This is a genomic window from Saccharopolyspora sp. NPDC047091, from assembly GCF_040643635.1.
Lineage (GTDB): Bacteria > Actinomycetota > Actinomycetes > Mycobacteriales > Pseudonocardiaceae > Saccharopolyspora_C.
In genome coordinates, this window is the sequence record NZ_JBEYUS010000001.1 from 224,595 (window position 1) to 249,059 (window position 24,465).

Annotated in this window: 25 protein-coding genes; 15 read left to right on the plus strand and 10 right to left on the minus strand. The window is 71.8% G+C overall.

All coding sequences use genetic code 11. The features are described from left to right. Window positions 1-353 precede the first annotated feature (353 nt). From ABZ805_RS01125 to map, 6 genes are all read left to right on the plus strand, one after another. Window positions 354-854, plus strand: coding sequence for a hypothetical protein (locus ABZ805_RS01125; protein WP_358432605.1), 501 nt, complete (start codon window positions 354-356; stop codon window positions 852-854). A gap of 89 nt (window positions 855-943) precedes the next feature. Then, window positions 944-1,549, plus strand: coding sequence for a hypothetical protein (locus tag ABZ805_RS01130; RefSeq protein ID WP_358432607.1), 606 nt, complete (start codon window positions 944-946; stop codon window positions 1,547-1,549). A 214-nt stretch (window positions 1,550-1,763) separates the two neighbouring features. After that, window positions 1,764-2,360 (plus strand): hypothetical protein, encoded by a 597-nt coding sequence (locus tag ABZ805_RS01135; protein ID WP_358432609.1) that lies wholly within the window; start codon window positions 1,764-1,766, stop codon window positions 2,358-2,360. Between the two features lie 506 nt (window positions 2,361-2,866). Beyond that, complete coding sequence (secY, locus tag ABZ805_RS01140) at window positions 2,867-4,171, plus strand: preprotein translocase subunit SecY (protein WP_358432611.1); 1,305 nt, start codon at window positions 2,867-2,869, stop codon at window positions 4,169-4,171. A 258-nt stretch (window positions 4,172-4,429) separates the two neighbouring features. Further along, a complete protein-coding gene (locus ABZ805_RS01145) occupies window positions 4,430-4,984 on the plus strand; it encodes an adenylate kinase (protein WP_358432613.1) in 555 nt (184 codons plus the stop codon). Window positions 4,985-5,017: 33 nt separating this feature from the next. Further along, complete coding sequence (map, locus tag ABZ805_RS01150; protein ID WP_358432615.1) at window positions 5,018-5,809, plus strand: type I methionyl aminopeptidase; 792 nt, start codon at window positions 5,018-5,020, stop codon at window positions 5,807-5,809. 103 nt (window positions 5,810-5,912) lie between these two features. Here map and ABZ805_RS01155 read toward each other — a convergent pair whose 3' ends face one another. Continuing rightward, window positions 5,913-6,515, minus strand: a complete 603-nt coding sequence (locus ABZ805_RS01155) for a methyltransferase domain-containing protein (protein ID WP_358432617.1) — start codon at window positions 6,513-6,515, stop codon at window positions 5,913-5,915. Window positions 6,516-6,630: 115 nt separating this feature from the next. After that, window positions 6,631-7,272 (minus strand): methyltransferase domain-containing protein, encoded by a 642-nt coding sequence (locus ABZ805_RS01160; protein ID WP_358432619.1) that lies wholly within the window; start codon window positions 7,270-7,272, stop codon window positions 6,631-6,633. A gap of 564 nt (window positions 7,273-7,836) precedes the next feature. Between ABZ805_RS01160 and infA the strand changes: the two genes are divergently transcribed. The 8 genes from infA (at window position 7,837) to ABZ805_RS01200 (ending at window position 12,560) form a co-directional block, all read left to right on the plus strand. After that, a complete protein-coding gene (infA, locus tag ABZ805_RS01165; protein WP_009948665.1) occupies window positions 7,837-8,058 on the plus strand; it encodes a translation initiation factor IF-1 in 222 nt (73 codons plus the stop codon). Window positions 8,059-8,111: 53 nt separating this feature from the next. Continuing rightward, entirely contained in the window at window positions 8,112-8,225 is a 114-nt protein-coding gene (gene rpmJ, locus ABZ805_RS01170; protein WP_184476415.1) for a 50S ribosomal protein L36, read from the plus strand. A gap of 174 nt (window positions 8,226-8,399) precedes the next feature. Beyond that, window positions 8,400-8,780: a 30S ribosomal protein S13 gene (gene rpsM / locus ABZ805_RS01175; RefSeq protein ID WP_358432622.1), complete on the plus strand. Its 381-nt coding sequence runs from the start codon at window positions 8,400-8,402 to the stop codon at window positions 8,778-8,780. A gap of 25 nt (window positions 8,781-8,805) precedes the next feature. After that, window positions 8,806-9,210, plus strand: coding sequence for a 30S ribosomal protein S11 (gene rpsK, locus ABZ805_RS01180; RefSeq protein WP_224956627.1), 405 nt, complete (start codon window positions 8,806-8,808; stop codon window positions 9,208-9,210). Window positions 9,211-9,233: 23 nt separating this feature from the next. Further along, window positions 9,234-9,839, plus strand: coding sequence for a 30S ribosomal protein S4 (gene rpsD, locus ABZ805_RS01185; protein ID WP_224956626.1), 606 nt, complete (start codon window positions 9,234-9,236; stop codon window positions 9,837-9,839). A 143-nt stretch (window positions 9,840-9,982) separates the two neighbouring features. Continuing rightward, entirely contained in the window at window positions 9,983-11,065 is a 1,083-nt protein-coding gene (locus ABZ805_RS01190) for a DNA-directed RNA polymerase subunit alpha (protein WP_224956624.1), read from the plus strand. A 50-nt stretch (window positions 11,066-11,115) separates the two neighbouring features. Further along, window positions 11,116-11,661 (plus strand): 50S ribosomal protein L17, encoded by a 546-nt coding sequence (gene rplQ, locus ABZ805_RS01195; RefSeq protein ID WP_358432625.1) that lies wholly within the window; start codon window positions 11,116-11,118, stop codon window positions 11,659-11,661. A gap of 68 nt (window positions 11,662-11,729) precedes the next feature. Further along, the gene (locus ABZ805_RS01200) at window positions 11,730-12,560 is read left to right on the plus strand and encodes a tRNA pseudouridine synthase A (protein WP_358432729.1); all 831 of its coding nucleotides are present in this window, start codon (window positions 11,730-11,732) and stop codon (window positions 12,558-12,560) included. A gap of 67 nt (window positions 12,561-12,627) precedes the next feature. On the opposite strand, the gene ABZ805_RS01205 is transcribed toward ABZ805_RS01200, so the two are convergent. The 4 genes from ABZ805_RS01205 to ABZ805_RS01220 form a co-directional block, all read right to left on the minus strand. After that, on the minus strand, window positions 12,628-13,815 hold the full coding sequence (locus ABZ805_RS01205) for an ABC transporter permease (protein ID WP_358432627.1): 1,188 nt from the start codon (window positions 13,813-13,815) through the stop codon (window positions 12,628-12,630). Further along, a complete protein-coding gene (locus ABZ805_RS01210; protein ID WP_358432629.1) occupies window positions 13,812-14,723 on the minus strand; it encodes an ATP-binding cassette domain-containing protein in 912 nt (303 codons plus the stop codon). Before ABZ805_RS01210 ends, ABZ805_RS01205 begins: the two co-directional genes overlap by 4 nt. 93 nt (window positions 14,724-14,816) lie before the next feature. Further along, window positions 14,817-16,385, minus strand: coding sequence for an FAD-dependent oxidoreductase (locus ABZ805_RS01215; RefSeq protein WP_358432631.1), 1,569 nt, complete (start codon window positions 16,383-16,385; stop codon window positions 14,817-14,819). Further along, window positions 16,382-17,038, minus strand: coding sequence for a TetR/AcrR family transcriptional regulator (locus ABZ805_RS01220; protein WP_358432633.1), 657 nt, complete (start codon window positions 17,036-17,038; stop codon window positions 16,382-16,384). The genes ABZ805_RS01215 and ABZ805_RS01220 overlap by 4 nt, the downstream gene beginning before the upstream one ends. A 16-nt stretch (window positions 17,039-17,054) precedes the next feature. On the opposite strand from ABZ805_RS01220, the gene ABZ805_RS01225 reads away from it, so the two are divergent. Next, window positions 17,055-18,713: an FAD-binding oxidoreductase gene (locus tag ABZ805_RS01225; protein ID WP_358432635.1), complete on the plus strand. Its 1,659-nt coding sequence runs from the start codon at window positions 17,055-17,057 to the stop codon at window positions 18,711-18,713. 15 nt (window positions 18,714-18,728) lie between these two features. On the opposite strand, the gene ABZ805_RS01230 is transcribed toward ABZ805_RS01225, so the two are convergent. From ABZ805_RS01230 to ABZ805_RS01245, 4 genes are all read right to left on the minus strand, one after another. After that, a complete protein-coding gene (locus tag ABZ805_RS01230) occupies window positions 18,729-19,676 on the minus strand; it encodes a zinc-binding dehydrogenase (protein WP_358432637.1) in 948 nt (315 codons plus the stop codon). A gap of 347 nt (window positions 19,677-20,023) precedes the next feature. Further along, a complete protein-coding gene (locus ABZ805_RS01235) occupies window positions 20,024-21,055 on the minus strand; it encodes an NADP-dependent oxidoreductase (RefSeq protein WP_358432639.1) in 1,032 nt (343 codons plus the stop codon). A 187-nt stretch (window positions 21,056-21,242) separates the two neighbouring features. Continuing rightward, window positions 21,243-21,629 carry a hypothetical protein gene (locus ABZ805_RS01240; protein ID WP_358432641.1) on the minus strand — a complete coding sequence of 129 codons (387 nt, stop codon included), beginning with the start codon at window positions 21,627-21,629 and terminating at the stop codon, window positions 21,243-21,245. Then, window positions 21,626-24,418, minus strand: coding sequence for an FtsK/SpoIIIE domain-containing protein (locus tag ABZ805_RS01245; RefSeq protein ID WP_358432643.1), 2,793 nt, complete (start codon window positions 24,416-24,418; stop codon window positions 21,626-21,628). Before ABZ805_RS01245 ends, ABZ805_RS01240 begins: the two co-directional genes overlap by 4 nt. Window positions 24,419-24,465: the final 47 nt, after the last annotated feature.

A 24,465-nucleotide genomic window follows, 5' to 3' on the forward strand; every position in this document is an offset into this window, starting at 1 on the left:
CCCGCGGTGAACGCGCCGTGCCGCCGCGGTGAACGGCAGCGGTCCGCGGCCGTCGCGCTCCGCGGTCGCCGCCGGATCGCGCCGCGGGCTCCCGTACCGCCGTCCGGATGCCGGAGGGCCTTGCTGCGCTGCGGTGACGCCTCGCGGAGGCCGGTGGTCGGACGGGCACGCAGCGTCGCCGGAGCAATCGCGATGCGCTGAACGGCCGCCGCGAAAAGTGTGAGTGCGCGCCGCCGTTCCGCCGAATGCGTGCCTCCCATTTGCTGGTGCAGACCAATCGCGGGCCGCTCTACCTTGATCGGAGAAGTGCCCCGAAGCACACCTCCGATCAACGAAGACCTGAGGAGCGGACCATGCGGCATCGAACCCTGCGCGCCGGACTCCCGCTGGTGGCGATGTCGCTGCTGGCGGCCGCCGTCCCCGGAGTCGCCACCGCGGCCGGGACCGCGGACGTCGCCCCCGCGCGGCACTGCGCCTTCCACGCCGACACCGGGCGGCAGCACTGCTTCGACACCCTCGCCGAGGCCACCGGCAGCGCCCGCGCGGCCGCCGCGGACACCCGGGACGGTGAGGTCGTCCAGGGCACGCTGTTCGACGAGGAGAACTACGGCGGCGACAGCTTCACCATCTACGGCACCGGCCTGTGCGAGAAGGACGGCTGGGTCGACTACCAGATCGACCTGCCGGACGACTGGAAGGACCGGGTCACCTCGGTGCAGCCGTGGGGGAACTGCTGGATCTGGCTGTACCCGGAGCCGGACCTCGGCGGCGACCGCGACGGGCCGTTCAAGGAGAACACCGCCTACGTCGGCGACCTGATGAACGACCGCACCCAATCGGTCGGGCTGAGCTGAGCGAGCGGGCGGCCGGATCTCCCCGCGGCGCGATCCGGCCGCCCCGCACCGAGTTTCGCCGCGGGCCCCGCTCTCAACGAGGAGAAGCCATGTCCCCACGCCGGACCAGCGCGGTGCTCGTCTCCGCGTTCTCGCTGGCCTCGCTGGCCTTCGCCCCCGCGGCCTCGGCCGCCGACGAACCGACCACCCGCGAGCTCATGGAGCAGTGCGACAACGGCACCGACAGCTGCGTGTTCCACCCGGAAGGGCAGCCGGAGTACTACACCGAGGACCGGCACGTCGTCGGCGACCCGGTCTACAACTGCACCGACGGTCTGCAGCGGTTCTCCGTGGAGTGGTCGGACACCACCTCGCAGAGCAACAGCGTCGGCCTGTCCATGACCACCGAAGCCGGGTTCGGGAAGGTCTTCGCCGTCGCCTACGAGCAGAGCTACGAGCACACCTGGGAGGAGTCGCACACCGAATCCCAGACGACCTACGTGGACACCGAACCGAACCAGGTGGGTTCCGTGGAGCGCGCCGCGCAGATGCAGAAGGTGCAGGGCACCTACGAGCTGCACTTCGGCGACAAGTTCCACGACCACTACATCTGGTACGTGCCGATGGAGGTCACCGGTCCGGCCCCGGACCCGACGAGCGCGGTCAGCCAGCACGTGCGGGACATGACGGAGGAGGAGATCTCCCAGTGCCCGTGAGGTGCGCAGTGCCCGTGACGTGCGCAGTGCCCGTGATGCGCCCAGTGCTCGTGGTGCGCCCAGTGCCCATGACGTGCGCAGTGTCCGCGATGCGTCCGGTGCTCGTGATGCGTCCGGTGCCCGTGACGCGGTCAGCGCCCGTGGCGCGCCCGGCGCCCGCAGCGAAATCCCGGCCCGCGCCGAGCTCGCGGCCCTACCGAGAAGAGGCCTCCCGATGATCCGACGCATCGCCACCGCCGCGGCCGCGACCGCCGCCGCCGGACTCCTGATCGCCCCGCCCGCCTCCGCTGCGGACGAGCCCACCGCCCGCGAGCTGCTGGAGAAGTGCGACAACGGCACCGACAGCTGCGTGTTCCACCCCGAAGGCGAACCCGAGTACTTCCAGAACACCTCCGAGCAGGTCGGCAGCCCCACGTTCAACTGCACCGAGCTGCCGCAGCGGATGGGCGTCAGCTGGTCCGACACCACCTCGGAGAGCAACAGCCTCGGGCTGTCCATGTCGACCTCGTTCGGCGAGGTGTTCAAGGTGACCTTCAAGGCCAGCTACGGCCACGAGTGGAAGGAATCCCACACCGAGAGCCAGACGACGAACATCGACGTGAACCCGGGCGACGCCGGGCGCGTCTACTACGGACCGAAGATGCAGAAGGTGCACGGCACTTACGAGCTGCACTTCGAGGACAAGTTCTACGACCACTACATCTGGTACGTGCCGATGGAGGTCACCGGTCCCGCCGAGGACCAGCAGAGCACCGTCGTCCAGGACACCAGCCCCATGACGGAAGAAGAGCACGCCGCGAATTGCGGGTGATCGTGTCCGCTCGGATTACGAGCGGGTGAGGTGGCGGAACGTCAGCGGGATTCTCGCTGCGGGATCGTTTTCTCCGGTGGCTCTGCCACAGGAGAAGGCGCTGTCCTCGCGAGAATCCCGCTGAGAACCCGCGGCGGTGCCGGTTGATCAGGTGGTCGGCTGCTCATCGGCTTCGCCGCCGACGAGAAGCCGGCGCGACTCGCTGTGCGCGTTCGAATTCGCGCTGTGCGGGGATTTCCGGTGTTGTGCGGGCGTTCCGGCGCGGGTGGTCACCGCGCGTGGATCGGGTCGTTCCCAGCCGTGTTCGCCGAACGGGAACGATTCGAGGTGCGGCGGATCACCGCCGACCGGCGGGACGCGTTCGGCGACCTGCTAGAGTCGCCCAGGCAGCACCGTGCCGAGCACGGTGCTGTGGATTTTCCAGCCGTGCCGGCCCCGTGTACGAGGAATTGGGAAGCCGGCCATCGTTCGGCCGGTACCCCCGGCTTGCGCACCAGGAGGTTCGCGTGCTCGGCGCCTTCCGCTCGGCTCTGGCGACGCCGGACCTGCGCCGCAAGATCCTGTTCACTCTGGGCATGGTCGTGCTGTACCGGCTCGGCGCCACGATTCCCTCTCCGGGGGTCTCGTACCCGAACGTCCAGCAGTGCTACCAGGAGTTGCAGGGCAGTCAGAGCGTCTTCTCGCTGTTGAACCTGTTCAGCGGTGGCGCGTTGTTGCAGTTGTCGGTGTTGTCGCTGGGCATCATGCCCTACATCACCGCGAGCATCATCGTGCAGCTGCTCCAGGTGGTCATTCCACGCTTCGAGCAGCTGAAGAAGGAAGGCCAGTCCGGCCAGGCGAAGCTGACGCAGTACACCCGGTACCTGGCGATCGCGCTCGCGGTCCTGCAGGCGACGGGCATCGTCGCGCTCGCCGAGCGCGGCCAGCTGTTCCCGAACTGCAGCGCGGACGTCATCCCGGACAGCTCGGTGCTGAACCTCATCACGATCGTGGTCGTGATGACGGCGGGCGCCTCGCTGCTGATGTGGATGGGCGAGCTGATCACCGAGCGCGGTATCGGCAACGGCATGTCGCTGCTCATCTTCACCTCGATCGCGGCTCGGATCCCCGCCGAGGGCGGCCAGATCCTGCAGACGCACGGCGGCCTGGTGTTCGCGGTGATCCTGGTGTTCGCGGTCGCGATCATCGCGACGGTGGTCTTCATCGAGCAGGCGCAGCGCCGCATCCCGGTGCAGTACGCGAAGCGCATGATCGGGCGCCGGATGTACGGCGGCACCTCGACCTACCTGCCGCTGAAGGTGAACCAGGCCGGTGTCATCCCGGTGATCTTCGGTTCCTCGCTGCTGTACCTGCCGCAGCTGCTCGGGCAGCTCGCCGGCAACCAGGACTCCTGGTGGGCGCGGTTCATCCAGACCTACATCGTCGACCCGTCCAGCTGGGTGCACATCCTGCTGTACATGGCGATGATCATCTTCTTCGCCTACTTCTACGTCTCGATCACGTTCAACCCGGAAGAGCGGGCGGACGAGATGAAGAAGTTCGGCGGGTTCATCCCCGGCATCCGGCCCGGCAGGCCGACCGCTGAATACCTGAGCTTCGTGCTCTCCCGGATCACGCTGCCCGGTTCGCTGTACCTGGGCATCATCGCGATCCTGCCGAACTTCTTCCTGGGCCTGACCGGCCAGGGCGGGAACCAGAACTTCCCGTTCGGCGGCACCGCCGTGTTGATCATGGTCAACGTCGGCCTGGACACGGTGAAGCAGATCGAGAGCCAGCTCACGCAGCGGAACTACGAGGGTTTCCTCCGGTAAACTCGTCGGCTAACGGATACCGGACACGACGTTTCGCATCGCGGAAGCTCATCGGCGTTCTGCGCAGCGCGTGCACTAGGGTGTCCGTCCGTGGCGACGCCCGACGCGGTGCCCGCCTGGGCTGGTTCCAGGCGCACCGCGGGGTCGCCGGAACATCGGGCAACGCGCGCGGTGATCAGCATCCGCACTCCACGGGGTGAGTGCGGAGCGCTCGACGAAGGTGGTGGCAGACCACCGGATTGATTCGGAGGCAGACCCTTGGTGCGATTGGTTCTCGTCGGCCCGCCGGGTGCGGGCAAGGGCACCCAAGCGGCCGTGCTGGGCGAACGGCTCGCCGTTCCGCACATCTCCACCGGCGACCTGTTCCGGGCGAACATCGGCAACTCCACGCCGCTCGGGCAGAAGGCCAAGTCCTACATGGACGCCGGTGAACTGGTGCCCGACGAGGTCACCAACGAGATGGTGCGGCAGCGCCTCGCGGAGCCGGATGCGCAGAACGGCTTCCTGCTCGACGGGTTCCCGCGCACCACGCCGCAGGCCGACGTGCTCGGCGAGATCCTGGCCGAGAACGGCATGGAGCTCTCCGCGGTCCTCCAGTTCGACGTGCCGGAGGAGGAGCTGGTGAGCCGCATGCTCGCCCGCGGCCGCTCGGACGACACCGAAGACGTGATCCGGCGCAGGCTCGCCGTCTACCACTCGGAGACCGAGCCGCTGCTGGACTACTACCGCCCCAAGGTCGTCAAGATCGACGCGCTCGGCTCGGTCGAGGAGATCACCGACCGCGCGCTGGACGCGCTGGGCCAGAAGGCCTGACGGACGACACCGAGGAACGGACGGGGAGTACGGGTGTTTCGGCGAAGCAAGGGCATCGAGCTCAAATCGACCGGCGAGATCGAGGCCATGCGGGCCGCTGGGCTGGTCGTCGCCGACGCGCTCGCCGCGGTGACGGCGAAGGCGGAACCGGGCGTCAGCACCGGTGAGCTCGACGAGCTCGCCGAGCAGGTGATCCGGGACGCGGGCGCGGTCCCGTCCTTCCAGGGCTACCACGGGTTCCCGGCGTCGATCTGCGCGTCGCTGAACGAGAAGGTCGTGCACGGCATCCCGTCGAAGTCCGAGGTGCTCGCCGACGGCGACCTGCTCTCGGTGGACTGCGGCGCGATCCTGGAGGGCTGGCACGGGGACTCCGCGGTCACGCTGTCCATCGGCACCGTCGGTGCCCGGGACCAGGCGCTGTCCGACGCCACCCGCAAGGCGATGTGGGCCGGGCTGCAGCGCGCCCAGGCCGGTGCGCACCTCACCGACATCTCGCACGCGGTGCAGAGCGCCGCGCAGGCCGCGGCCAAGGCCGACGGCAACCAGTACGGGATCATCGCCGAGTACGGCGGCCACGGCATCGGCACCGAGATGCACATGGAGCCGTTCCTGCCGAACCTCGGCAAGCCGGGACGCGGCCCCAAGCTGCGGGTCGGCATGGCGCTGGCGGTGGAGCCGATGCTGACGCTGGGATCCGCGGAGACCGAGGAGCTCGACGACGAGTGGACCGTGGTGACCGTCGACGGTTCCCGCGCGGCCCACTGGGAGCACACCGTCGCGATCACCGAGAACGGCCCCTGGGTGCTCACCGCCCCGGAGAGCTGATCCGGCTCCGACCGGACGAACGTTCGCGGAACGCCCCGCTCGCCGACCTGGTGGGCGGGGCGTTCCGCTGCGCTCACCGGGTCGCGGCCGGCATCGCGAGCCGTCAGCGCGGCCGGCGGCAGACGTAGACGCGGGCGGGTGGGACGTTGCGCCACACGGTGCTGCGCGGCAGCACCTCCTCGAAGGTCTCCCGCAGCAGTTCGGTGAAGGCGATCGTGTTCCGCCGCCACAGCGTCGTCACGTAGGTGACGGTGGTGAACACGCCGCCCGGGGTCAGTGCCTTCGAGACCTCCGCGAGCAGTGCGCGCTGCTCGTCGGCGGGCAGCAGGGTCCACGGGATGCTGCTGATCACTGCGTCGACCTGGCTGCGGTTCGCGGTGCGCAGCAGGTCGCCGAGGTGGCGGGCGTTGCCTTCGATGACCTCCAGCCACGGCTTGGTCGAGGCGAGGTAGCGCACCATCTCCGAGTCGATCTCCACCGCGAAGTGGTCGGCGCCCGCGGGCAGCCGTTCGTGCAGCGCGCCGCTCAGCGCCCCCGTGCCGGGGCCCAGTTCGAGGACCGTCGGCGTGCCGTGCACCGGCACGACCTCGGCGACGGCACGGGCCACGTGCTCCGAGGTGGGCAGCACGGCGCCCACCGTTCCGGGTTGCCGCACGGCGCGGGTGACGAAGGTGCGGTACTCGTGCAGCTTGGCTTGCTTGCTCACTCGGCGCTCCTGGATCGGTCGGGCGGTCCGTGCCGAACGGTAGCGACCGGGGAGCCGCCGCCGGGCGGTGACGCCGCCGCACGGGGGAATTGCGATCGCTGGGCGGTCCGTCCGATCAGTGCAGCGGTCGGCGGCAGATGTAGTGCAGGATCGGCGGGAAGTTGCGCCACGTGGTGTGCGTGAGCACCTCGTCGAAGGTCTCGCCGAGCCGCTGCCGGAACCGTCGGCCGCCGGAGTTGTGCTCGGCGGGCAGGTAGGTCAGCGCGGTGAACGCGCCGTGCGGGGCGAGGACCTTGGTGACCTCGCCGAGTATCCGGTCCTGATCGAACTCGGGGAGCAGCGACCACGGGATGCTGCTGATCACCGCGTCGACCTGGTCGATGCCGCGCTCGGCCAGCAGCGGCACCAGATCGCCCGCGTCGCCGTGCACCAGCTCCATCCACGGCGCGTGCGCCTGGAGGTGGTGCACCATCTCGTCCACCAGCTCGATGCCGACGTGCCGCGCCCCGGCGGGCAGCCGGTCCCGGATGCCGCCGCTGAGCGACCCGGTGCCGGGGCCGAGTTCCAGCACCACCGGGCTGCCGGTGGTGGGGACCACCTGGGCGACGACCGCGGCGACCGCCGTCGAGGTGGGGGTGGCCGCGCCGACCCGGTGCGGGTGGCGCACGGCCCCGGCGAGGAAGGTGCGGTATTCGCCGAGCTTGCCGGGCAGGCCGGACGGGCGGGTGCCTGCGGGGCGGTCCTGTTGGGCGGTCACTGCTCTCCTCGAAGCGAGTTCGGTGGTCGGAGCGGGATTGCGGTGGGCGCCGATGCGCGGACCGGGCGGCCTCGCGACGTCCCCGGCCGGGCGCCTCGGGCGAGCCGGTGGCCGGAGTGCCCGTGGCGCCGGGCGACGTCGTCGTCGCACTGCCAGGTGAGATCGAACGTAGACAGCCCGCGAGCGGCACCGCAACCGCCCGAGTGGGCGGTCCGGAGCCGCGGCAGGCCCGGACGTCGGGCCGTCGAGCCGCTCGGGCCCGCCGACCTGGGGTGTTGCCCGGGCCCCGGGTGAAGGCGCGATCCGCGTGCGCGTACAGTGGAGCAACGGCGCACTCATCGCGCCGGTTCGTCGTGCGTCCTGCTCGCAGGGAGCACGTGCAGGGGGTCGGTTCCGACCCGCTGGCCAAGTCGCCCCAGGGGTGTCCCGCGGTTCACGCCGCAGGGCTCAGGGCGTCCGGACCGGCCGCAGCGCGCCTGTCACCGGCACTAGGGGGAAGTCTCCTGGTCAGGTGGCCGAAGGCGCAAGCCTTACCAACCGTCACCGTCACGAAACGCGGAGGACATGGGCAAAAAAGACGGGGCCATTGAGGTCGAGGGTCGCGTGATCGAGCCGCTCCCCAACGCGATGTTCCGCGTCGAGTTGGAGAACGGGCACAAGGTCCTCGCGCACATCAGTGGCAAGATGCGTCAGCACTACATCCGCATCCTGCCCGAGGACCGGGTCGTCGTGGAGCTCTCGCCCTACGACCTTTCCCGTGGGCGCATCGTCTACCGCTACAAGTGACCTCCACGGTGTCCGGGAGACCGGGCACGCGTCCGAGCAGGAGAGCACAGGCCGTGAAGGTCCAACCGAGTGTGAAGAAGATCTGCGACAAGTGCCAGATCATCCGCCGTCACGGGCGGGTCCTGGTCATTTGCGACAACCAGCGCCACAAGCAGCGCCAGGGCTGATCGCTTCCGTCGCAGACGGGTAGCTGCACAGACAATCCAAGGGAACTCCCCTGACCTGCCGGCTCGCGAGGTGAGCCGGTCCACCCCCGGTTCCAGGCCGGGGCTTCGCGCCGATCGAGGTGCGGAGGTGGCTGGGGTTGCAGACCTGGAACGACACGAAGGAGACCTGCCGCAATGGCACGGATCACCGGTGTCGACCTCCCGCGTGACAAGCGCATGGAGGTCGCGCTGACCTACATCTTCGGGATCGGCCGCAGCCGTTCCCAGGAGATCCTGAAGGCGACGGACATCTCGTTCGACGCCCGCGCGAAGGATCTCGACGACGAGCAGCTCGCGAAGCTCCGCGAGTACATCGAGAACAATTTTCGGGTCGAGGGTGACCTGCGCCGTGAGGTCGCGGCCGACATCCGCCGGAAGATCGAGATCGGTTGCTACGAGGGGACGCGGCACCGCCGCCACCTCCCGTTGAACGGGCAGCGGACGAAGACCAACGCCCGTACCCGCAAGGGGCCGAAGAAGACGGTCGCCGGCAAGAAGAAGGCCGGGAAGAAGTAAGCGTCGCTAGGAGACCACGACAGCTATGCCACCCAAGTCTCGCACCGGCGCCGTCAAGAAGGTGCGGCGCAAGGAAAAGAAGAATGTCGCGCACGGACAGGCGCACATCAAGAGCACCTTCAACAACACCATCGTGTCCATCACGGACCCGACCGGTGCTGTGATCAGCTGGGCCTCCGCGGGCCACGTCGGGTTCAAGGGCTCTCGCAAGTCCACCCCGTACGCCGCGCAGATGGCCGCTGAGAACGCTGCCCGCAAGGCCGCCGAGCACGGCATGAAGAAGGTCGACGTCTTCGTGAAGGGCCCGGGTTCGGGCCGCGAGACGGCGATCCGCTCGCTGCAGGCCGCCGGCCTCGAGGTCGGCACGATCCAGGACGTGACCCCGCAGCCGCACAACGGCTGCCGGCCGCCCAAGCGGCGCCGGGTCTGATCGCGGGAGAGGAGTAGAAGAAGATGGCACGTTACACCGGTCCCGCGACCCGCAAGTCCCGCCGTCTGAAGGTTGACCTCATCGGTGGGGACCAGGCGTTCGAGCGTCGTCCGTACCCGCCGGGTCAGCACGGGCGCGCGCGCATCAAGGAAACCGAGTACCTGCTGCAGCTCCAGGAGAAGCAGAAGGCTCGTTTCACCTACGGCATCCTCGAGCGCCAGTTCCGCTCGTACTACGAGGAAGCCAACCGCCGCACCGGCCGTACCGGCGAGAACCTCCTGCAGCTGCTGGAGTCCCGCCTGGACAACGTGATCTACCGGTCGGGCCTGGCCCGCACCCGGCGGATGGCGCGGCAGCTGGTCAGCCACGGCCACTTCGTGGTCAACGGCACCAAGGTGAACGTTCCGAGCTTCCAGGTCTCGAAGTTCGACATCATCGACGTGAAGCCGAAGTCGATCAACACCACGCCGTTCATCATCGCCAAGGAGACCTTGGGCGAGCGGCCGGTGCCGGCATGGCTGCAGGTCGTCCCGTCGAACCTCCGCGTCCTGGTGCACCAGCTCCCGGAGCGCGCGCAGATCGACACCCCGGTCACCGAGCAGCTCATCGTCGAGTACTACTCGAAGTGATGCTTCCCGCCGGCGGCCCCACCAGGTCGCCGGCGGTGGCCGTCCGGGCGGCGGAGCCGGATTCCGCCGTCCGCCCGCGGTTCGCCGCGGGCAGCCATTCCACCGACGTCAAATAGCGGGCGTCGTAGGCAAAGGAAACTCACATGCTCATCTCCCAGCGACCCTCACTGGCCGAAGAGGCCGTGACCGAGACCCGCTCCCGGTTCGTCATCGAGCCGCTGGAGCCCGGTTTCGGCTACACCCTCGGCAACTCGCTGCGCCGCACCCTGCTGTCCTCGATTCCCGGTGCGGCCGTCACCAGCCTGCGGATCGACGGTGTGCTGCACGAGTTCACCACCATCCCGGGCGTGAAGGAGGACGTCACCGACGTCATCCTGAACCTCAAGGAGCTCGTCACGAGTTCCGAGGAGGACGAGCCGGTCACGATGTACCTGCGCAAGCAGGGCCCCGGTGAGGTCACCGCGGCCGACATCGTGCCGCCGGCCGGGGTCACCGTGCACAACCCGGATCTGCACATCGCCACGCTCAACGGCAAGGGCAAGCTGGAGATCGAGCTCGTCGTCGAGCGCGGTCGCGGCTACGTCCCGGCGGTGCAGAACAAGCAGACCGGCGCCGAGATCGGCCGCATCCCGGTCGACTCGATCTACTCGCCGGTGCTGAAGGTGACGTACAAGGTCGAGGCGACCCGCGTCGAGCAGCGCACCGACTTCGACAAGCTGATCCTGGACGTCGAGACCAAGCCGTCGATCACGCCGCGCGATGCGGTCGCGTCGGCCGGTCGGACCCTGGTCGAGCTGTTCGGGTTGGCGCGCGAGCTCAACGTGGACGCCGAGGGCATCGAGATCGGGCCGTCGCCTGCGGAGGCCGACACCATCGCGGCCTACGCGATGCCGATCGAGGACCTGGACCTGACGGTGCGTTCCTACAACTGCCTCAAGCGGGAAGGGATTCACACCGTCGGTGAGCTGGTGTCGCGCAGCGAGGCCGACCTGCTGGACATTCGCAACTTCGGTGCGAAGTCCATCGACGAGGTCAAGCTGAAGCTGGTGGGCCTGGGCCTGTCCCTCAAGGACAGCCCGCCCGGGTTCGACCCGTCGGCCGCTGCCGCCGAGTACGCCTCGGAGGGCTGGTCGGCGGACGACGACACCCCGCTGGGCTCCTTGTCGGTGGCCGAGGACAACGGCTACGACGACGGTCAGGACTACGCGGAGACAGAGCAGCTGTAGCTGTGTTGCGCGGGAGGGCCACCCGATCCGCGCCTTGAGAGGAGCAAGCGATGCCCACCCCCACCAAGGGAGCGCGTCTCGGCGGGTCGCCGGCGCACGAGCGGCTGATGCTGGCCAACCTGGCCACGTCGCTGTTCGAGCACGGCAAGATCACGACTACCGAGGCGAAGGCGAAGCGGCTGCGTCCGCTCGCCGAGCGCCTGATCACCAAAGCCAAGAAGGGCGACCTGCACAACCGTCGCGAGGTCATGAAGACCATCCGCGACAAGGACGTCGTGCACAAGCTCTTCGCCGAGATCGGTCCGCACTTCGCGGAGCGTCCGGGCGGCTACACCCGGATCATCAAGGCGATGCCGCGTCGCGGTGACAGCGCCAAGATGGCCGTGATCGCCCTGGTGACGGAGAAGACCGTCACCTCCGAGGCGGAAGCCGCTCGCGGCACCAAGTTCGCCAAGGACGCCGAGGCCACCCCGGCTGCGGAGGAGACTCCCGCGGTCGAGGCCGAGGAGACCAAGGCCGACGACGCCGTCGAGGCCAAGGCCGACGACGCCGCAGAGGCAGGGGCCGAGGAGACCGCGAAGAAGGACGAGTCCTGATTCGGGTCGACGACGCCGCGAACGAGCCCGCCGCTCCCCACGGGGACGGCGGGCTCGTTCGTCTCCGCCTGGACGTGTCCTACGAGGGCACCGACTTCTCCGGCTGGGCCAAGCAGCCCGGCAGGCGCACCGTGCAGGGCCTGCTGGAGGACGCGCTGGCCAAGCAGCCGCCGGGCCGCGAGATCCCGCGCTCGGTGGTGGTGGCCGGGCGCACCGACGCCGGGGTGCACGCCACCGGCCAGGTGGTGCACGTGGACGTGGTGCCGTTCGAGAGCGGCGCGAACGTGCGGATCCCGCTGGACGACGCGGGGATCCCGGACCTGGAGCGGATGCGGCACCGGTGGAACCGGATCCTGCCGGGCGACGTGCGGGTGCTGGACGCGCAGGTGGCGCCCGCCGGTTTCGACGCCCGGTTCTCGGCATTGCGGCGGCACTACCGCTACCAGGTCTCGGACGCGTCGTGGGGCGTGGACCCGCTGCGGCGGCGGGACACCTTGGCGTGGAACCGCCCGGTGGACGTGGCGGCGCTGAACGCGGCCTCGCTCGACCTGCTGGGACTGCGGGACTTCGCGGCGTTCTGCAAGCCGCGGGAGGGCGCGACGACGGTGCGGGAGCTGCAGCGCTTCGAGTGGGAGCGGGTCGCCGAGCACCTGATCGTGGCGCGGGTGAGCGCGGACGCGTTCTGCCATTCGATGGTGCGCAGCCTGGTGGGGGCGCTGCTGCTCGTCGGGGACGGGCGGCGCGGTGGCGGCTGGCCCGCGGAGCTCGCCGGAGCCGGGGAGCGCACCAGCGCGGTGGCGCCCGCGCACGGGCTCACCCTGCTCGGCGTGGACTACCCGGAGGCGGCGGAACTGGCGGTGCGGGCCGAGCGGACGCGCGGGCTGCGCTCGCTCGGCTGAGGGGAGAACCGCAGCGCAGCAGGGCTGTTGCGCGGCCCATCGGGGTTCCGTGCGGGCCGTTCCCGCGTCAGGTGCGGCGCAGCGCGTCGGTGAGCTTCACCCGGGCCCCGGTGCGCAGCACCGCGTTCGCGTAGATCCGCCCGCCGAGCCGCAGCAGCACGAGCAGCGCGGCGACGCCCAGCACCACCGACACCACGCACTCCCACGGTTCGGCGACGCCCAGCGCGGTCCGCATCGGCATCAGCACCGGCGAGAACCCGGGCACCAGGGACAGCACCGCGCCCAGCCCGCTGTTCGGATCGTCCGGCAGCACGGTGATGCCGACCAGGAACGGCACCACCAGCACCATGATCACCGGGCTGACGACGCTCTGCAGGTCCTCCTGCCGCGAGACCAGCGAGGCGGCGGCCGCGAGGACCGTGGCGTACAGGAAGAAGCCGAGCAGGAACCACACCAGCGTCCACAGCAACGTCCCGAGCAGCGCCGCGGACGGCAGCGCGAGCACCCCGGACCCGATGGCGGCGGCCAGCCCGATCCCGCCGATCAGCACGAACTGCGCCAGCCCGGCGAGGCCGATGCCCAGCACCTTCCCGGCGAGCAGCTGGGTGGGGCGGATGGTGGACAGCAGGATCTCCACGACCCGGCTGGTCTTCTCCTCCACGACGCCTTGCGCCACGGCCTGCCCGAACATGATCAGGAAGAAGTACAGCAGCATCCCGGCGCCGACGGCCACGCCGAGCCGCTGGCCGCGCTGCGGATCGGCCGGTTCCAGGCTCCGCACGTCCACGTGCGCGCCGGCCAGCACCTCGTGCACCTCGGCGGGTTCCAGCCCGGCCATCGCGAGCTGGGCGTCGAGGGCCTGCTGGCGCACCACCTCGTCGAGCGCGGTGCGCACCGCCGCGTCCGGCTCGGTGCGGACCACCAGGTTCAACGCGTCCGGAGCACCGGTGACCAGGCCGTCCAGCTCGCCGTCGGCGACGAGCCGTTCCCCGGTGGCCTGGTCGGGGATGCGGGTGGTGTCCACGGTGGTGCCGAGCCGGGCCGCGGTGCTCCGCAGCGGGGCGGCGACGGCGGTGGCCTGCCCGGTGAACCCGATCTTCGCGTTGCCGCTCTGCTGCCCGATGAAGAACATCAGGCCCGCGTAGCCGACCAGGATCACCAGGATCGCGACCGTGCTGAGCAGGAACGACCTGGTGCGGATGCGCGTGTTGACCTCGCGGCGGGCGACGGTCCACACGGTGCGGGCGGGGCTCACGCGGCACCTTCCTCGGTGACGACGGCGCGGAACAGGTCGGTGAGGTCGGGGCGGACCCGGTGGAACTCGTGCACCGGTCCGGTGGCGAGCGCGGCGCGCAGCACCACCTGGTCGTCGGTGCCGTCGGCGAGTTCGAGGGTGCTGCGGCCCTCCTGCTGCCGGAGGACGCGGACTCCGGGGAGACCGTCGGTCCAGCCGGGCGCGGCTCGCGGGGCGTGCACCACGAGGCGGGCGGGGCCCTGCTCGCGCAGCTCGTCCACCCCGCCGCAGGCGATCATGCTGCCGCCGCGGACGATGCCGACCCGGTCGCAGAGCCGTTGCACCAGGTCGAGCTGGTGGCTGGAGAACAGCACCGGCACGCCGCGGTCGCGGGTTTCGCGCAGCACTTCGCCCATCACCTCGACGGCGACGGGGTCGAGGCCGGAGAACGGCTCGTCGAGCACCAGCACCTCGGGGTCGTGCACCAGGGCAGCGGCCAGCTGCACGCGCTGCTGGTTGCCGAGGCTGAGCCGCTGCACCTGCTCGTCGCGGCGGTCCCGCAGGCCGAGCCGGTCGGTCCAGCGCTCGGCGGCGGCGCGGGCGCCGGGGCGGCCCATGCCGTGCAGTTCGCCGAGGTAGGCGAGCTGTTCGGCGACCTTCATCTTCGGGTAGAGCCCGCGTTCCTCCGGCATGTAGCCGAAGCGCCTGCGCACGTCGAGGTCGAGCGGTCGGCCGCGGAAGCGGACCTCACCGGAGTCGGCGGCGAGCACGCCGAGCGCGATGCGCATGGTGGTCGTCTTGCCCGCGCCGTTGCTGCCGACGAAGCCGAACAGCTCGCCCGCTCCCACGGTGAACGCCATGTCGCGCAGGGCGGTGGTCTCGCCGTAGCGCTTGGAGATGCGGTCGATCTCCAGACCGCTGTCCGCCACGTGCAAACGCCTCCTCCGGTCGGGTGCCGACTCGGATCATCGTGCCTGATGGGGGTGGGGGAGCGGGCGGGCTGTGGGATTTTTCCGGCCGGATCAGCCGAGCAGCCCGTGCAGGGCCTTGTCGACCAGCGCGGTCACCGCGGGCGCGGCCCGAGCGCGCAGGGCGGGGTGCATGCCGAGGCGGCTGCGGCGGTCGAGCACGTCGTCGGCGTCGAGGGCGCCTTCGTGCCGCACCGCCCACAGCACTTCGGCGGCGGTGAGCTCGGTGCCGGATGCGACGGGGTCGGCGAGCTCGGGGTCGAGTTCGGCGAGCGCGGCGACCCGCGCGGCTTCGGTGCCGTGGCGCGCGACGAGCCGTTGCGGCCCGTCGATCTGGTTCAGCCGCGCCCGTTCGGCGGCGCCGACCAGCGGCACCGCGGTGGTGCGAGACGGGCCCGCGGGCAGTCCGGCGGCGCGGACGGCGGTGTCGACGGCTTCGGCGGCCTGCCGCCGGTAGCCGGTGGTGCGGCCGCCGACGACGGTGACGACGCCGTCCGGCGAGGTGCGGATGGCGTGCTTGCGGAACAGGTCGGCGGAGTCCTGGCGGTTGCCCGCCGAGTCGTCGTACCGCGGGCGCAGCGCGGCGAACGAACCGAGCACGTGCTCCCGGCGCAGCGGCACGTCCAGCGCGTCGCGGACCGCGTCCAGCAGTGCGTCCACATCGGACTCGGGAACCTCGGCGGCGACCGGCCCGGTGGCGGGTTCGGCGGCCAGCCCGAGCAGCGCGGTGCCGTCGGCCTGCGGCAGCAGCGCGGTGCAGCGTCCGGATTCGGTGGGCAGCACGAGCCCGGTGGCGGTGATCCCGGCGGCGTCGGCGTCCACCACCAGGTGCGCGGCGCGGACGGTGCGCAGCCGCACCTCCGGGTCGAGTTCCGCGGCGCGCGCCCCGGTCGCGTTCACCACGGCCCGCGCGGAGAGCCGCAGCCGCTGCCCGGTGCGCTCGTCGACGGCGTCCGCGCCGTGCCGGTCCAGCGCGGTGGCGCGCACCCGGGTGAGCACGCGGGCGCCGAATCCGGCGGCGGTGCGGGCGAGCGCGACGACGAGCCGCGCGTCGTCGAGGAGCTGCCCGTCGTAGCCCAGCAGCCCACCGCGGAGCCCGTCGCCGCGCAGTCCCGGCACCAGCGCGCCCGCTTCGGCTGCGGGCACCCGGCGCGGTGGGGGCAGCAGCGCGGACGGGGTGCGGGCGGTGCGGCGCAGCGCGTCGGCCGCGTGCATCCCGGCGGTCAGCACGGCCTCGGCGCGGCGGGTGGTGCCGTCGTGCAGCGGGATGAGCTGCGGCAGGGTGCGCACCAGGTGCGGTGCCGTGCGCGTCATGAGCACGTCGCGCCCCACCGCGTTCTCCCGGGCCAGCGCCAGGTCGCCGGGGGCGAGGCCGCGCGGTCCGCCGTGCACGGCCTCGCCGCACCAGCGGGTGGCGCCGCGGCCGAGGTCGTCGGCTTCGACCAGGGCGACCCGCAACCCGCGGGAGGCCGCGTCCAGCGCGATGCCGCTGCCGGTGACGCCGCCGCCGACCACCAGCAGGTCCAGCACGTCCTCGGCGGCCGCGGTGAGCTCGGTGGCGCGCCGCGCCGCGTTCAGCGAGGTGGCGCGCAGCGAGCCCGCGGGCAGCGGCGTGGTGCTCATGGGGCCTCCGGTGCGGTCGGTCGGGGTGCGGGCCGCAGCGCCGCGTCGAGCAGTGCGCCCAGTTCGCGGTGCAGCGCGTCGGGGTCGGTGCCGGTGGTGCCCGGCCGGGCGGAGATCACGAAGGATTGCAGGAGCAGCAGCAGCGCCCTGGCCTGCACGGCGGGTTCGGCGCGGCGCACCGAACCGTCCGCGCGTCCTTCGTCGAGGTAGCCGAGCAGAAAGGCCTCCGCGGTGAGCTGGGTGCTGCCGAGCCGGTCCACGAGGTACGGCAGCAGCAGGTCGGGGTCGGTGTCGAGGATGCGGCGCAGCAGCGCCGAGCCCTGCAGTCGCGCGACGACGTCGAGCACGACGGCGACGAGCCGCTCGCGGGCGTTCCCGCCGCCCTCCTGCGCCCGGGCGCAACGCAGCACGGCGGAGAACTCGCAGGCCACCAGGGTCCCGACCAGTGCGGAGGCGTCGGGGAACCGCCGGTACAACGTCATCCGGCTGATCCGGGCGCGGCGGGCGACGTCGGTGAGGGTGGTGCGCCGCACCCCGTGCGCGAGGACGCTGTCCCGCGCGGCGCGCAGGATCGCGGTGTCCTCGACCCGGTTCGCCGCGGTCCGGGTGGGAAGGCCCGGCCAGCCCGCGGCGCTGTGACGTTGCGACGCCATGTGTAACACTGTACTGGTGAGCGAGTTGATCGACCACACCCTGCGCGGTGGCTGGACGCCCTCCGGGGCCGGTGCCGCACCGCTGCCCACCCATGCGCTGCGCTGGCTGTCCGGGCGCCTCGGCCTCGACGGCGCCAGCACGCCCGCCGCGCCCCCTTCGCTTCTGGAGGTGCCGGACGGCGCGCTGCCCGCGGAGGCCCGGGCGGAGCTCGTGGAGCTGCTCGGCGAGCACCAGGTGCAGACCGGCGCGACCGCGCGGCTGGGACGAGCGGGCGGCCTGTCCTACAGCGATCTGCTGCGCCGCCGCGACGGTGTCGACCTGGCCGTGCCGGACGCGGTGCTGCTGCCGGCCGATCCGGAGCAGGTGCAGCGGGTGCTGGAGCTGTGCGTGCGCCACGACGTGGCGGTGGTGCCCTTCGGCGGCGGGACCTCGGTGGTCGGCGGGGTGACCGCGCTGCGCGGGGCGAAGCGGGCCGTGGTGGCGCTGGACCTGGCCCGGCTGGACCGGCTGGTGTCGGTCGACCCGGTGTCGCGGATCGCGGTGCTGCAGGCCGGGGTGCGGGCGCCGGAGGCGGAGTCGCTGCTGGCCGCGCACGGGTTCACCCTGGGCCACTTCCCGCAGTCCTTCGAGCGCGCCACGATCGGCGGGTTCGCGGCGACCCGCTCCGCCGGTCAGGCCTCCGCCGGGTACGGGCGGTTCGCGGACATGGTCGAGGGCGTGCGGGTGGCGACGCCGGTGGGGGAGTGGCGGCTCGGCGCCGCGCCCGCTTCGGCCGCGGGCCCGGATCTGCGCCAGCTCGCCATCGGCGGGGAGGGCGCGCTGGGCGTGATCACCGAGGTGGCGGTGCGGGTGCGCCCGAAGCCCACCGAGATGCGCTACGAGGCGCTGGTGCTGGACGGCTGGCAGGCGGCCGCGGACGCGGTGCGCTCGCTGGCGCAGCAGCGGGTCCTCGCCGACGTCACCCGGCTGTCCGATGTGGACGAGACGGCGGTGCAGCTGGAGCTCTCCGGCGGCGTGAAGTCCCGGGCGCTGCGCACCTTGCTGCTGGGCAGCCGGATCGACGAGCCGTGCCTGCTGGTGCTGGGCTGGGAGGCGGCGTCGGCGGCGGAGCTCAAGCAGCGCCGCGGGGCGACGCTGCGGGCGCTGCACGGGTTCCGCTCGCTGCGGCTGGGGCCGCGCGGCGGGGAGGCCTGGCACGCGGCCAGGTTCGCGGGCCCGCGGCAGCGGGACGCGCTGCTCGACGTGGGCGTGTGCGTGGAGACGCTGGAGACGGCGACCTGCTGGTCGAGGCTGAGCGAGCTGCGGTCCGCGGTGCGGGCGGCGCTGGTGCGCGAGCTGGACCGGGACGGGCAGCCGCCGATCGTGATGTGCCACCTGTCGCACGCCTACGAGACGGGCGCCTCGCTGTACTTCACGGTGCTGGCGGCGCGCGGCGCGGACCCGATCGACCAGTGGCGGCGCGCGAAGGAGGCCGCCACCGGTGCCATCACCGAGCGGGTGCCGGGCCACGCGCTGGGGCGCGGGACGCTCACCCACCACCACGCGGTGGGCACCGACCACCTGCCGTGGCTGGAGGCCGAGATCGGCGGCATCGGCACCTCGGTGCTCGCCGCGGTCAAGCAGGCCGTGGACCCCACCGGAATCCTGAACCCCGGCAAGCTCGTCGGCCGGTGACCGCCCGCCGCCGGGTCACGGGTGCAGGGTGAGCCTGCCGAAGACCGGGGTGGCTTCGAGGCGTTCGTGGGCGCGGTGGGCATCGGCGAGGGGGAACCGCTCGTCGACGATGCCGCGCAGCTCGCCGGTGGTGGCCGGTGCGAACAGCTCGGCCGCCGCGGCCGCCAGCTCCGCGGCGCCGAGCGAGTTGAGGCTGAGCGCGATCAGCGTCGGCGAGCGGTGGAACCCGGTCATGATCGCGTCGAAGGCGTCCGCCGACGGCGCGCCACCGGCGCCACCGCACAGCACGTACCGGCCGTTGGCCCGCAGCCTGCCGAGGTGGTGGCCGAGTTCGGGCCCGGCGACGGTGTCGACGACGACGTCGTAGGCGTCCGCCGACTCCCGAGCGGTGGCGCGGTCCTGGACGTGCGCGGCGCCGAGTTCGCGGAGCCGCGCGCCGCGTTCGGCGGAGGACGTGACGGCGGTGACCTCGGAGCCGGCGGCGGCGGCGAGCTGCACGGCGTGCACGCCGATTCCGCCGCCCGCGCCCCGGACCAGCACCCGTTCCCCGGCCTGCACGCCCGCTCGCCGCAGCCCGGTGCGGGCGACGAGCGCGTTCACCCCGAGCGCGACGGCGGTCTCCGCGTCGACGCCCGTCGGCAGCGGGACCACACCGGCCAGGTCGGCGACGACCTGCTCGGCGTAGGCACCGCGCCAGGTGAGGGCGTAGACGCGCCGCCCGGTCCAGGCCGGGTCCACGTCGTCGCCGGTGGCGGTGACGGTGCCCGCGGCTTCGAGGCCGGGGACGAATCCGGGTTCGGCGAGCGGCGCGTAGTCGCCCGCGCGGGCCATCACGTCGACGTAGCCGACGCCGGCGGATTCGACCGCGATGAGCACCTGGCCCGGCCCTGGTGCGGGGACGGGGAGCTCCGCGGCCCGGAGCACGTCTGGTCCGCCGAACGTCGGCACGGTGATCGCGAGCATGACGCCTCCTGGTTTGCCACCGACTGATGTGCCACTGAGTGGCATCAGGCTATCAGTGGCAGAAGAGGGGTCCGTCCCGACGGCTCGCGGCGCACCGCCTGCTCCTGCCCTGGACGTGCACGGCGGGCGGGTCGTTCTTCCCGTCGGCGGCGAAGCCGCTGCGCGGCGGCGATGCTGCGCGGCGACGACGCGTGCGGCGGGAGCGCCGGCGGGAGCACCGGCGGGTTCTCGGCGGCCCCCTCGCGAGGGCGGCGACGTCTCCGGCGGCGGGGCCACCGGTGGCATCGATCCCGCGGCGAGGGGGCCGCCGAGGTCCCGCGGCACGACCCGTCCGCGGGCGGAGCCGATCAGATCGTCACGAGCATCTTCCCGGTGTTCTCGCCGCGCAGCTGGCCGATGAGCGCGTCCGGCGCGTTGCGCAGGCCCTCCAGCACCGTCTCGGTGTAGTGGATCTTCCCGTCGCGGACCAGCGGCGCCACGTCGGCCTGGAACTTCTCCCGCAGGTCCTCGTGGTCGATCACGATGAACCCGCGGATGCTCAGCCGCTTCTTCACGATCTTGAACAGGTTCCGCGGACCCGGCGCGGGCTCGGTGTCGTTGTAGACCGAGATGGCGCCGCAGGCGGCGACCCGGCCGAAGTCGTTGAGCTGGTCGATCGCCGCTTCCAGGTGATCGCCGCCGACGTTGTCGAAGTACACGTCGATGCCGTCCGGCGCGGCCTGCGCGAGCTGCTCGCGGATCGACCCGTCCTTGTAGTTGAACGCCGCGTCGAAGCCGAGGTCCTCGGTGATGTGCCGGACCTTCTCCGCGGAACCGGCGCTGCCGATCACCTTCGCCGCGCCGTTGAGCTTCGCCAGCTGACCGGCCAGCGAGCCGACCGCGCCCGCCGCGCCGGAGACGAACACGGTGTCGCCCGCCTTGAACTTCGCGATCTCGAACAAGCCCACGTAGGCGGTCCAGCCTGGCATGCCCAGCACGCCGAGGTAGGCGTTCAGCGGCGCGGCGTCGGGGTCGACCGGGACGGCGCGCTCGGCCTTCACCGACGCGTACTCGCGCCAGCCGCCGTAGTGCAGCACGTGCTGGCCGACCTGGAGCAGCGGCGATGCGGAGGCGATGACCTCGCCGACCGCGCCGCCTTCCAAGGCCTTGCCGAGCTGGAACGGAGGCACGTACGACTTGGTGTCGTTCATCCGGCCGCGCATCGAGGGGTCGACGCTCATCACGACGTTGCGGACCAGGATCCGGCCTTCTTCGGGCGCGGCGACCGGGGCTTCGACGGTCTCGAAGTTCTCGTGGGTGGGGAAGCCCTGCGGGCGGCTCGCGAGCCGGATCTCGACGCCGGTGTCCGGAAGTCCCTGGTTCGTCACGCTGGCCTCCATATATACGAAACTGGTTCGTGTCGGAAATAGTGCGCACTGAGGGTGCACTCATGGTGGGGCGGCGGTGCCGCGCGTGCGCGCCGACGACGCCCCGCTGGGAGGAACCCCGCTCCGAGGTGGACCTATTCCTGCCGCGGCAGTGGTATCGCTAACGAAATCGAACCAGGTTCGAAGAACCTTGGCAACATCATTCCGGCGGCGTCCCGCGGCGCCGCGACGGCGACCAGCGGGACTTCTCCAACGAGCGCCGGAGCACCAGGTACGCCGACTGCACCGAGGCGATCAAGTCCGCCGCGCGGCCCGGCGCCACCCGGTGGTCCGGGTGCGGCATCGGCGTCACCCGCATCCAGCGCTCGTCCCACAGCGCCTCCATCGCGTGCTTCCAGCGCAGCTCCACGCCCGCCACGACCTCCTCGCGGGCCTCCTCCGCCGCCGCGATCCGCTGCCCGGCGACCGCCACCTCCTGCGCCAGCCGGGCCGACTTCTCCCGCTCGTGCTCGCGCATCCGCTCCGCCGCGCCGGTCGCCGTCGCGATGATCTCCTTGTAGCGGGCCGAAGCCGGGACCTCGCTCATTCCGCGTCCTCCTCCGGGGCATCCGCGGCCAGCGCGCCCGCCAGGTCGAACGGCAGCACCACCTCGGGCTGGGAGTGCACCGAGCGGTCGAAGAACAGGCCGCGCCGCGCCCGCGGCGACCAGTGCACCAGCTGCCCGGCGGCGAAGCTCGACAACTCCTGGCCGTGCACGTCGAACGCCACCCAGGCGCCGATCTCGTCCACCGGACCCATCAGCGTCGTCTTCACCCGCTGCGCGCTGCGCCACCAGCCCAGCACGTGCACCCGCTGCTCCGGACCCTGCTTGAGCAGCTTGCGCAGGTGGTCGAGGCCGCTGGTGAAGTCGGCGTTCTTCTTCTCCATCGCGGAGTGCGCGGCGTCGACGCCGAAGAAGAGGACGTACTCCGGGGCGGCGGCGTTCTCGATGGAACCGGAACGCTCATCGATCTTGCGGGCGAACTCACCGACGACCTCCACGGCCGCGTCCACGCCGTGTCGCACGTCCACCTGCTGGTCGAGAGCATTGAGCTTGTCCTTGAGCTGCTCGACGTCCGGCGCGACCTCCTCGACCAGGCCCAGCAGCGTGAACCGGGCTCGACCGGGCTCGTGCTGCCGCGCCAGCGACAACGCCGCCGCCCCCAGCACGCTCACCGCGTCCACCCGCACCGATCCGATCACCGCCAGGTTCCGGCCCGGCGAGCGCTCCATCCGCATCGCCGCCGCCGTGCCGTTCACGTCGATGACCTGCCCGAGCAGCGCGACCGGCGACTCCTCGACCGTCGTCAGCCCGGTGAAGTCCGGCAGCTCGGACAGCGCGGGCAGCAGCGACCCGTCGAACAACCGCGGCGGTGCCGCACCCTCCTGCCGCCGCTCCCACAACCGGCGCTGCAGCTCGTCGAAGGTGCCCTTCGCGGTGGCGTCCGGGATGCGCGCGACCTCGTTGCCGTGCTTGACGCCCGACTCGTGGTTGATCACCGCGTGCCAGCGGGGCAGCGCGAGCGCCGCCTCGTTCTGGTCCGCCAGCACCCGGCGCGCCTTCGGCAGCGCGATCCGCAGGATGAACTGCTCGAAGATCGCCGGCTTGCCCCAGAACGCCTCGATGCCCGACACGTCCTGGCTGGCCAGCACCAGGTGGATGCCCTGCGAGCGGCCGCGCCGCGCCACGTCCTCCAGCAGCGAGGTGGCCTGCGCGGACACCGTGTCCCGCTCGGCGAACAGGTACTGGAACTCGTCGATCACCGCCACGATCCGCGGCCAGCGCCCGGACGGGTTCTCCGCCCGCAGCTCCTCCAGCTTGGTGACCTCGTGCTGCTTCGCCGCGTCCGCGCGGCGGCGCATCTCGGTCGCCAGGAACCGCAGCAGCGCCAAGCCGAACTCGCGGTCCTCGTTCACGTTCACGCCGACCAGCTGCGCGTGCGGCAGCCAGGTCGGGTCGCGGCGGCCCGGGGTGAACTGCGCGAACGACACGCCCTCCTTGAAGTCCAGGAGGTACAGCTCCAGCTCGTCCGGCGAGTACCGGGCCACCATGCCGCCGAGCATCGAGTACAGGAAGTTCGTCTTGCCGGACCCGCTCGGGCCGCCGATCAGCGTGTGCGGGCTCGCGTCACCGAGCGTCACCTTCACCGGCTCGCCCTCGTGGAAGCCCGCCGGGGCCTGCAACCCGGATGCGGAGCGCTGCACCCACAGCGTCTCCGGCACCAGGTCCGCGAAGGTGCGCACCCGCGAGCGGCGCGTCACGAACTCGGTGGCGATCGCCGAGCAGGCCTTCGTCACCAGCTCCCGCGACGGCGGGGCGTCCAGCCGCACCACCGCCTCCGGGCCGGTCATGCTGGTGCGCGCGTCCTCGGCGTGCAGCGTCACCGACTCGACGGAGCTGTTCACCGTCATCGGCAGGTCCGCCACGATCAGCTGGATGCCACAGGCCAGGCCGTTGCGCGCGACCCGCTGCAACTGCTGCTGCTGTTCCTCGCGCAGCGGTTCGCCGTCGCCGAACAGCACCGCGATCCGCCACGGCTCGTCCCGCTGCCCGGTGTCCTCCGCCAGCGCGCGCAGCGAGATGTGCCCGCCGTTGAGCGCGCTGGTGTGGATCCGGCGGATGTGGTCGGACAGCTCCTCCAGCATCTCGCCGAGCCGCGTCGGATCGTGCGCGGTGAGCAGCCCCGCGTTCGTCAGCGGGTACAGGCCCGGCAGCGTCCCGGTCAGCTGCGCCACGTCCCACACGTGCACCCGGACCAGGCCGGGCTTGTAGTGGCTGAGCATCCGCAGCACCAGGTTCTGCACCAGCGCTTCGCGGGCTTCCAGGCTCTGCCGGTTCGAGGTGATCCGCAGGTGCGCCTCGTCGATCATCGGCACCGCCACCGGGAACGGGCGCGGATCGGGGGAGCCGGGCACGTGGCCGGAGCCGATGTGCCACAGCTGCGGCGGCAGCGAGCTCGCCTCGGCGGTGCCCGGCTCGCCGAGCCAGTCCTGCCAGGGGCGTCCAGCGGTGCCCGGGGCGGCCTCGGCGACCAGCGCCGCCAGCCGGTCCGGGCCGTACCCGCTCCACTCGGTGAAGATCTGCTCGCGCTCGGAGCGGGCCTCCTGCATCGCGCCGTCGAACGCGAGGTCGCGGGCCTCGCAGACCAGGGACGGCTCGCGCTCCACCCGGGACAGGCCGACCGCGGCGATGCGCTGGGCGAACTCCCGCTGGGCGTAGGAGGCCCGGACCCGTTCGAGTTCGTTCTCGGCGGCGCCGAGAGCGGTCGCGACGGTACTGCGCAGGTGCCCGAAAGCCGTCTCGATGCTGCTACGCCGCTCGTTGCGTTTGCGCACACCCCACCTCGGCACCTGGTGTTACAGACCGTGAGGAAACTACCACT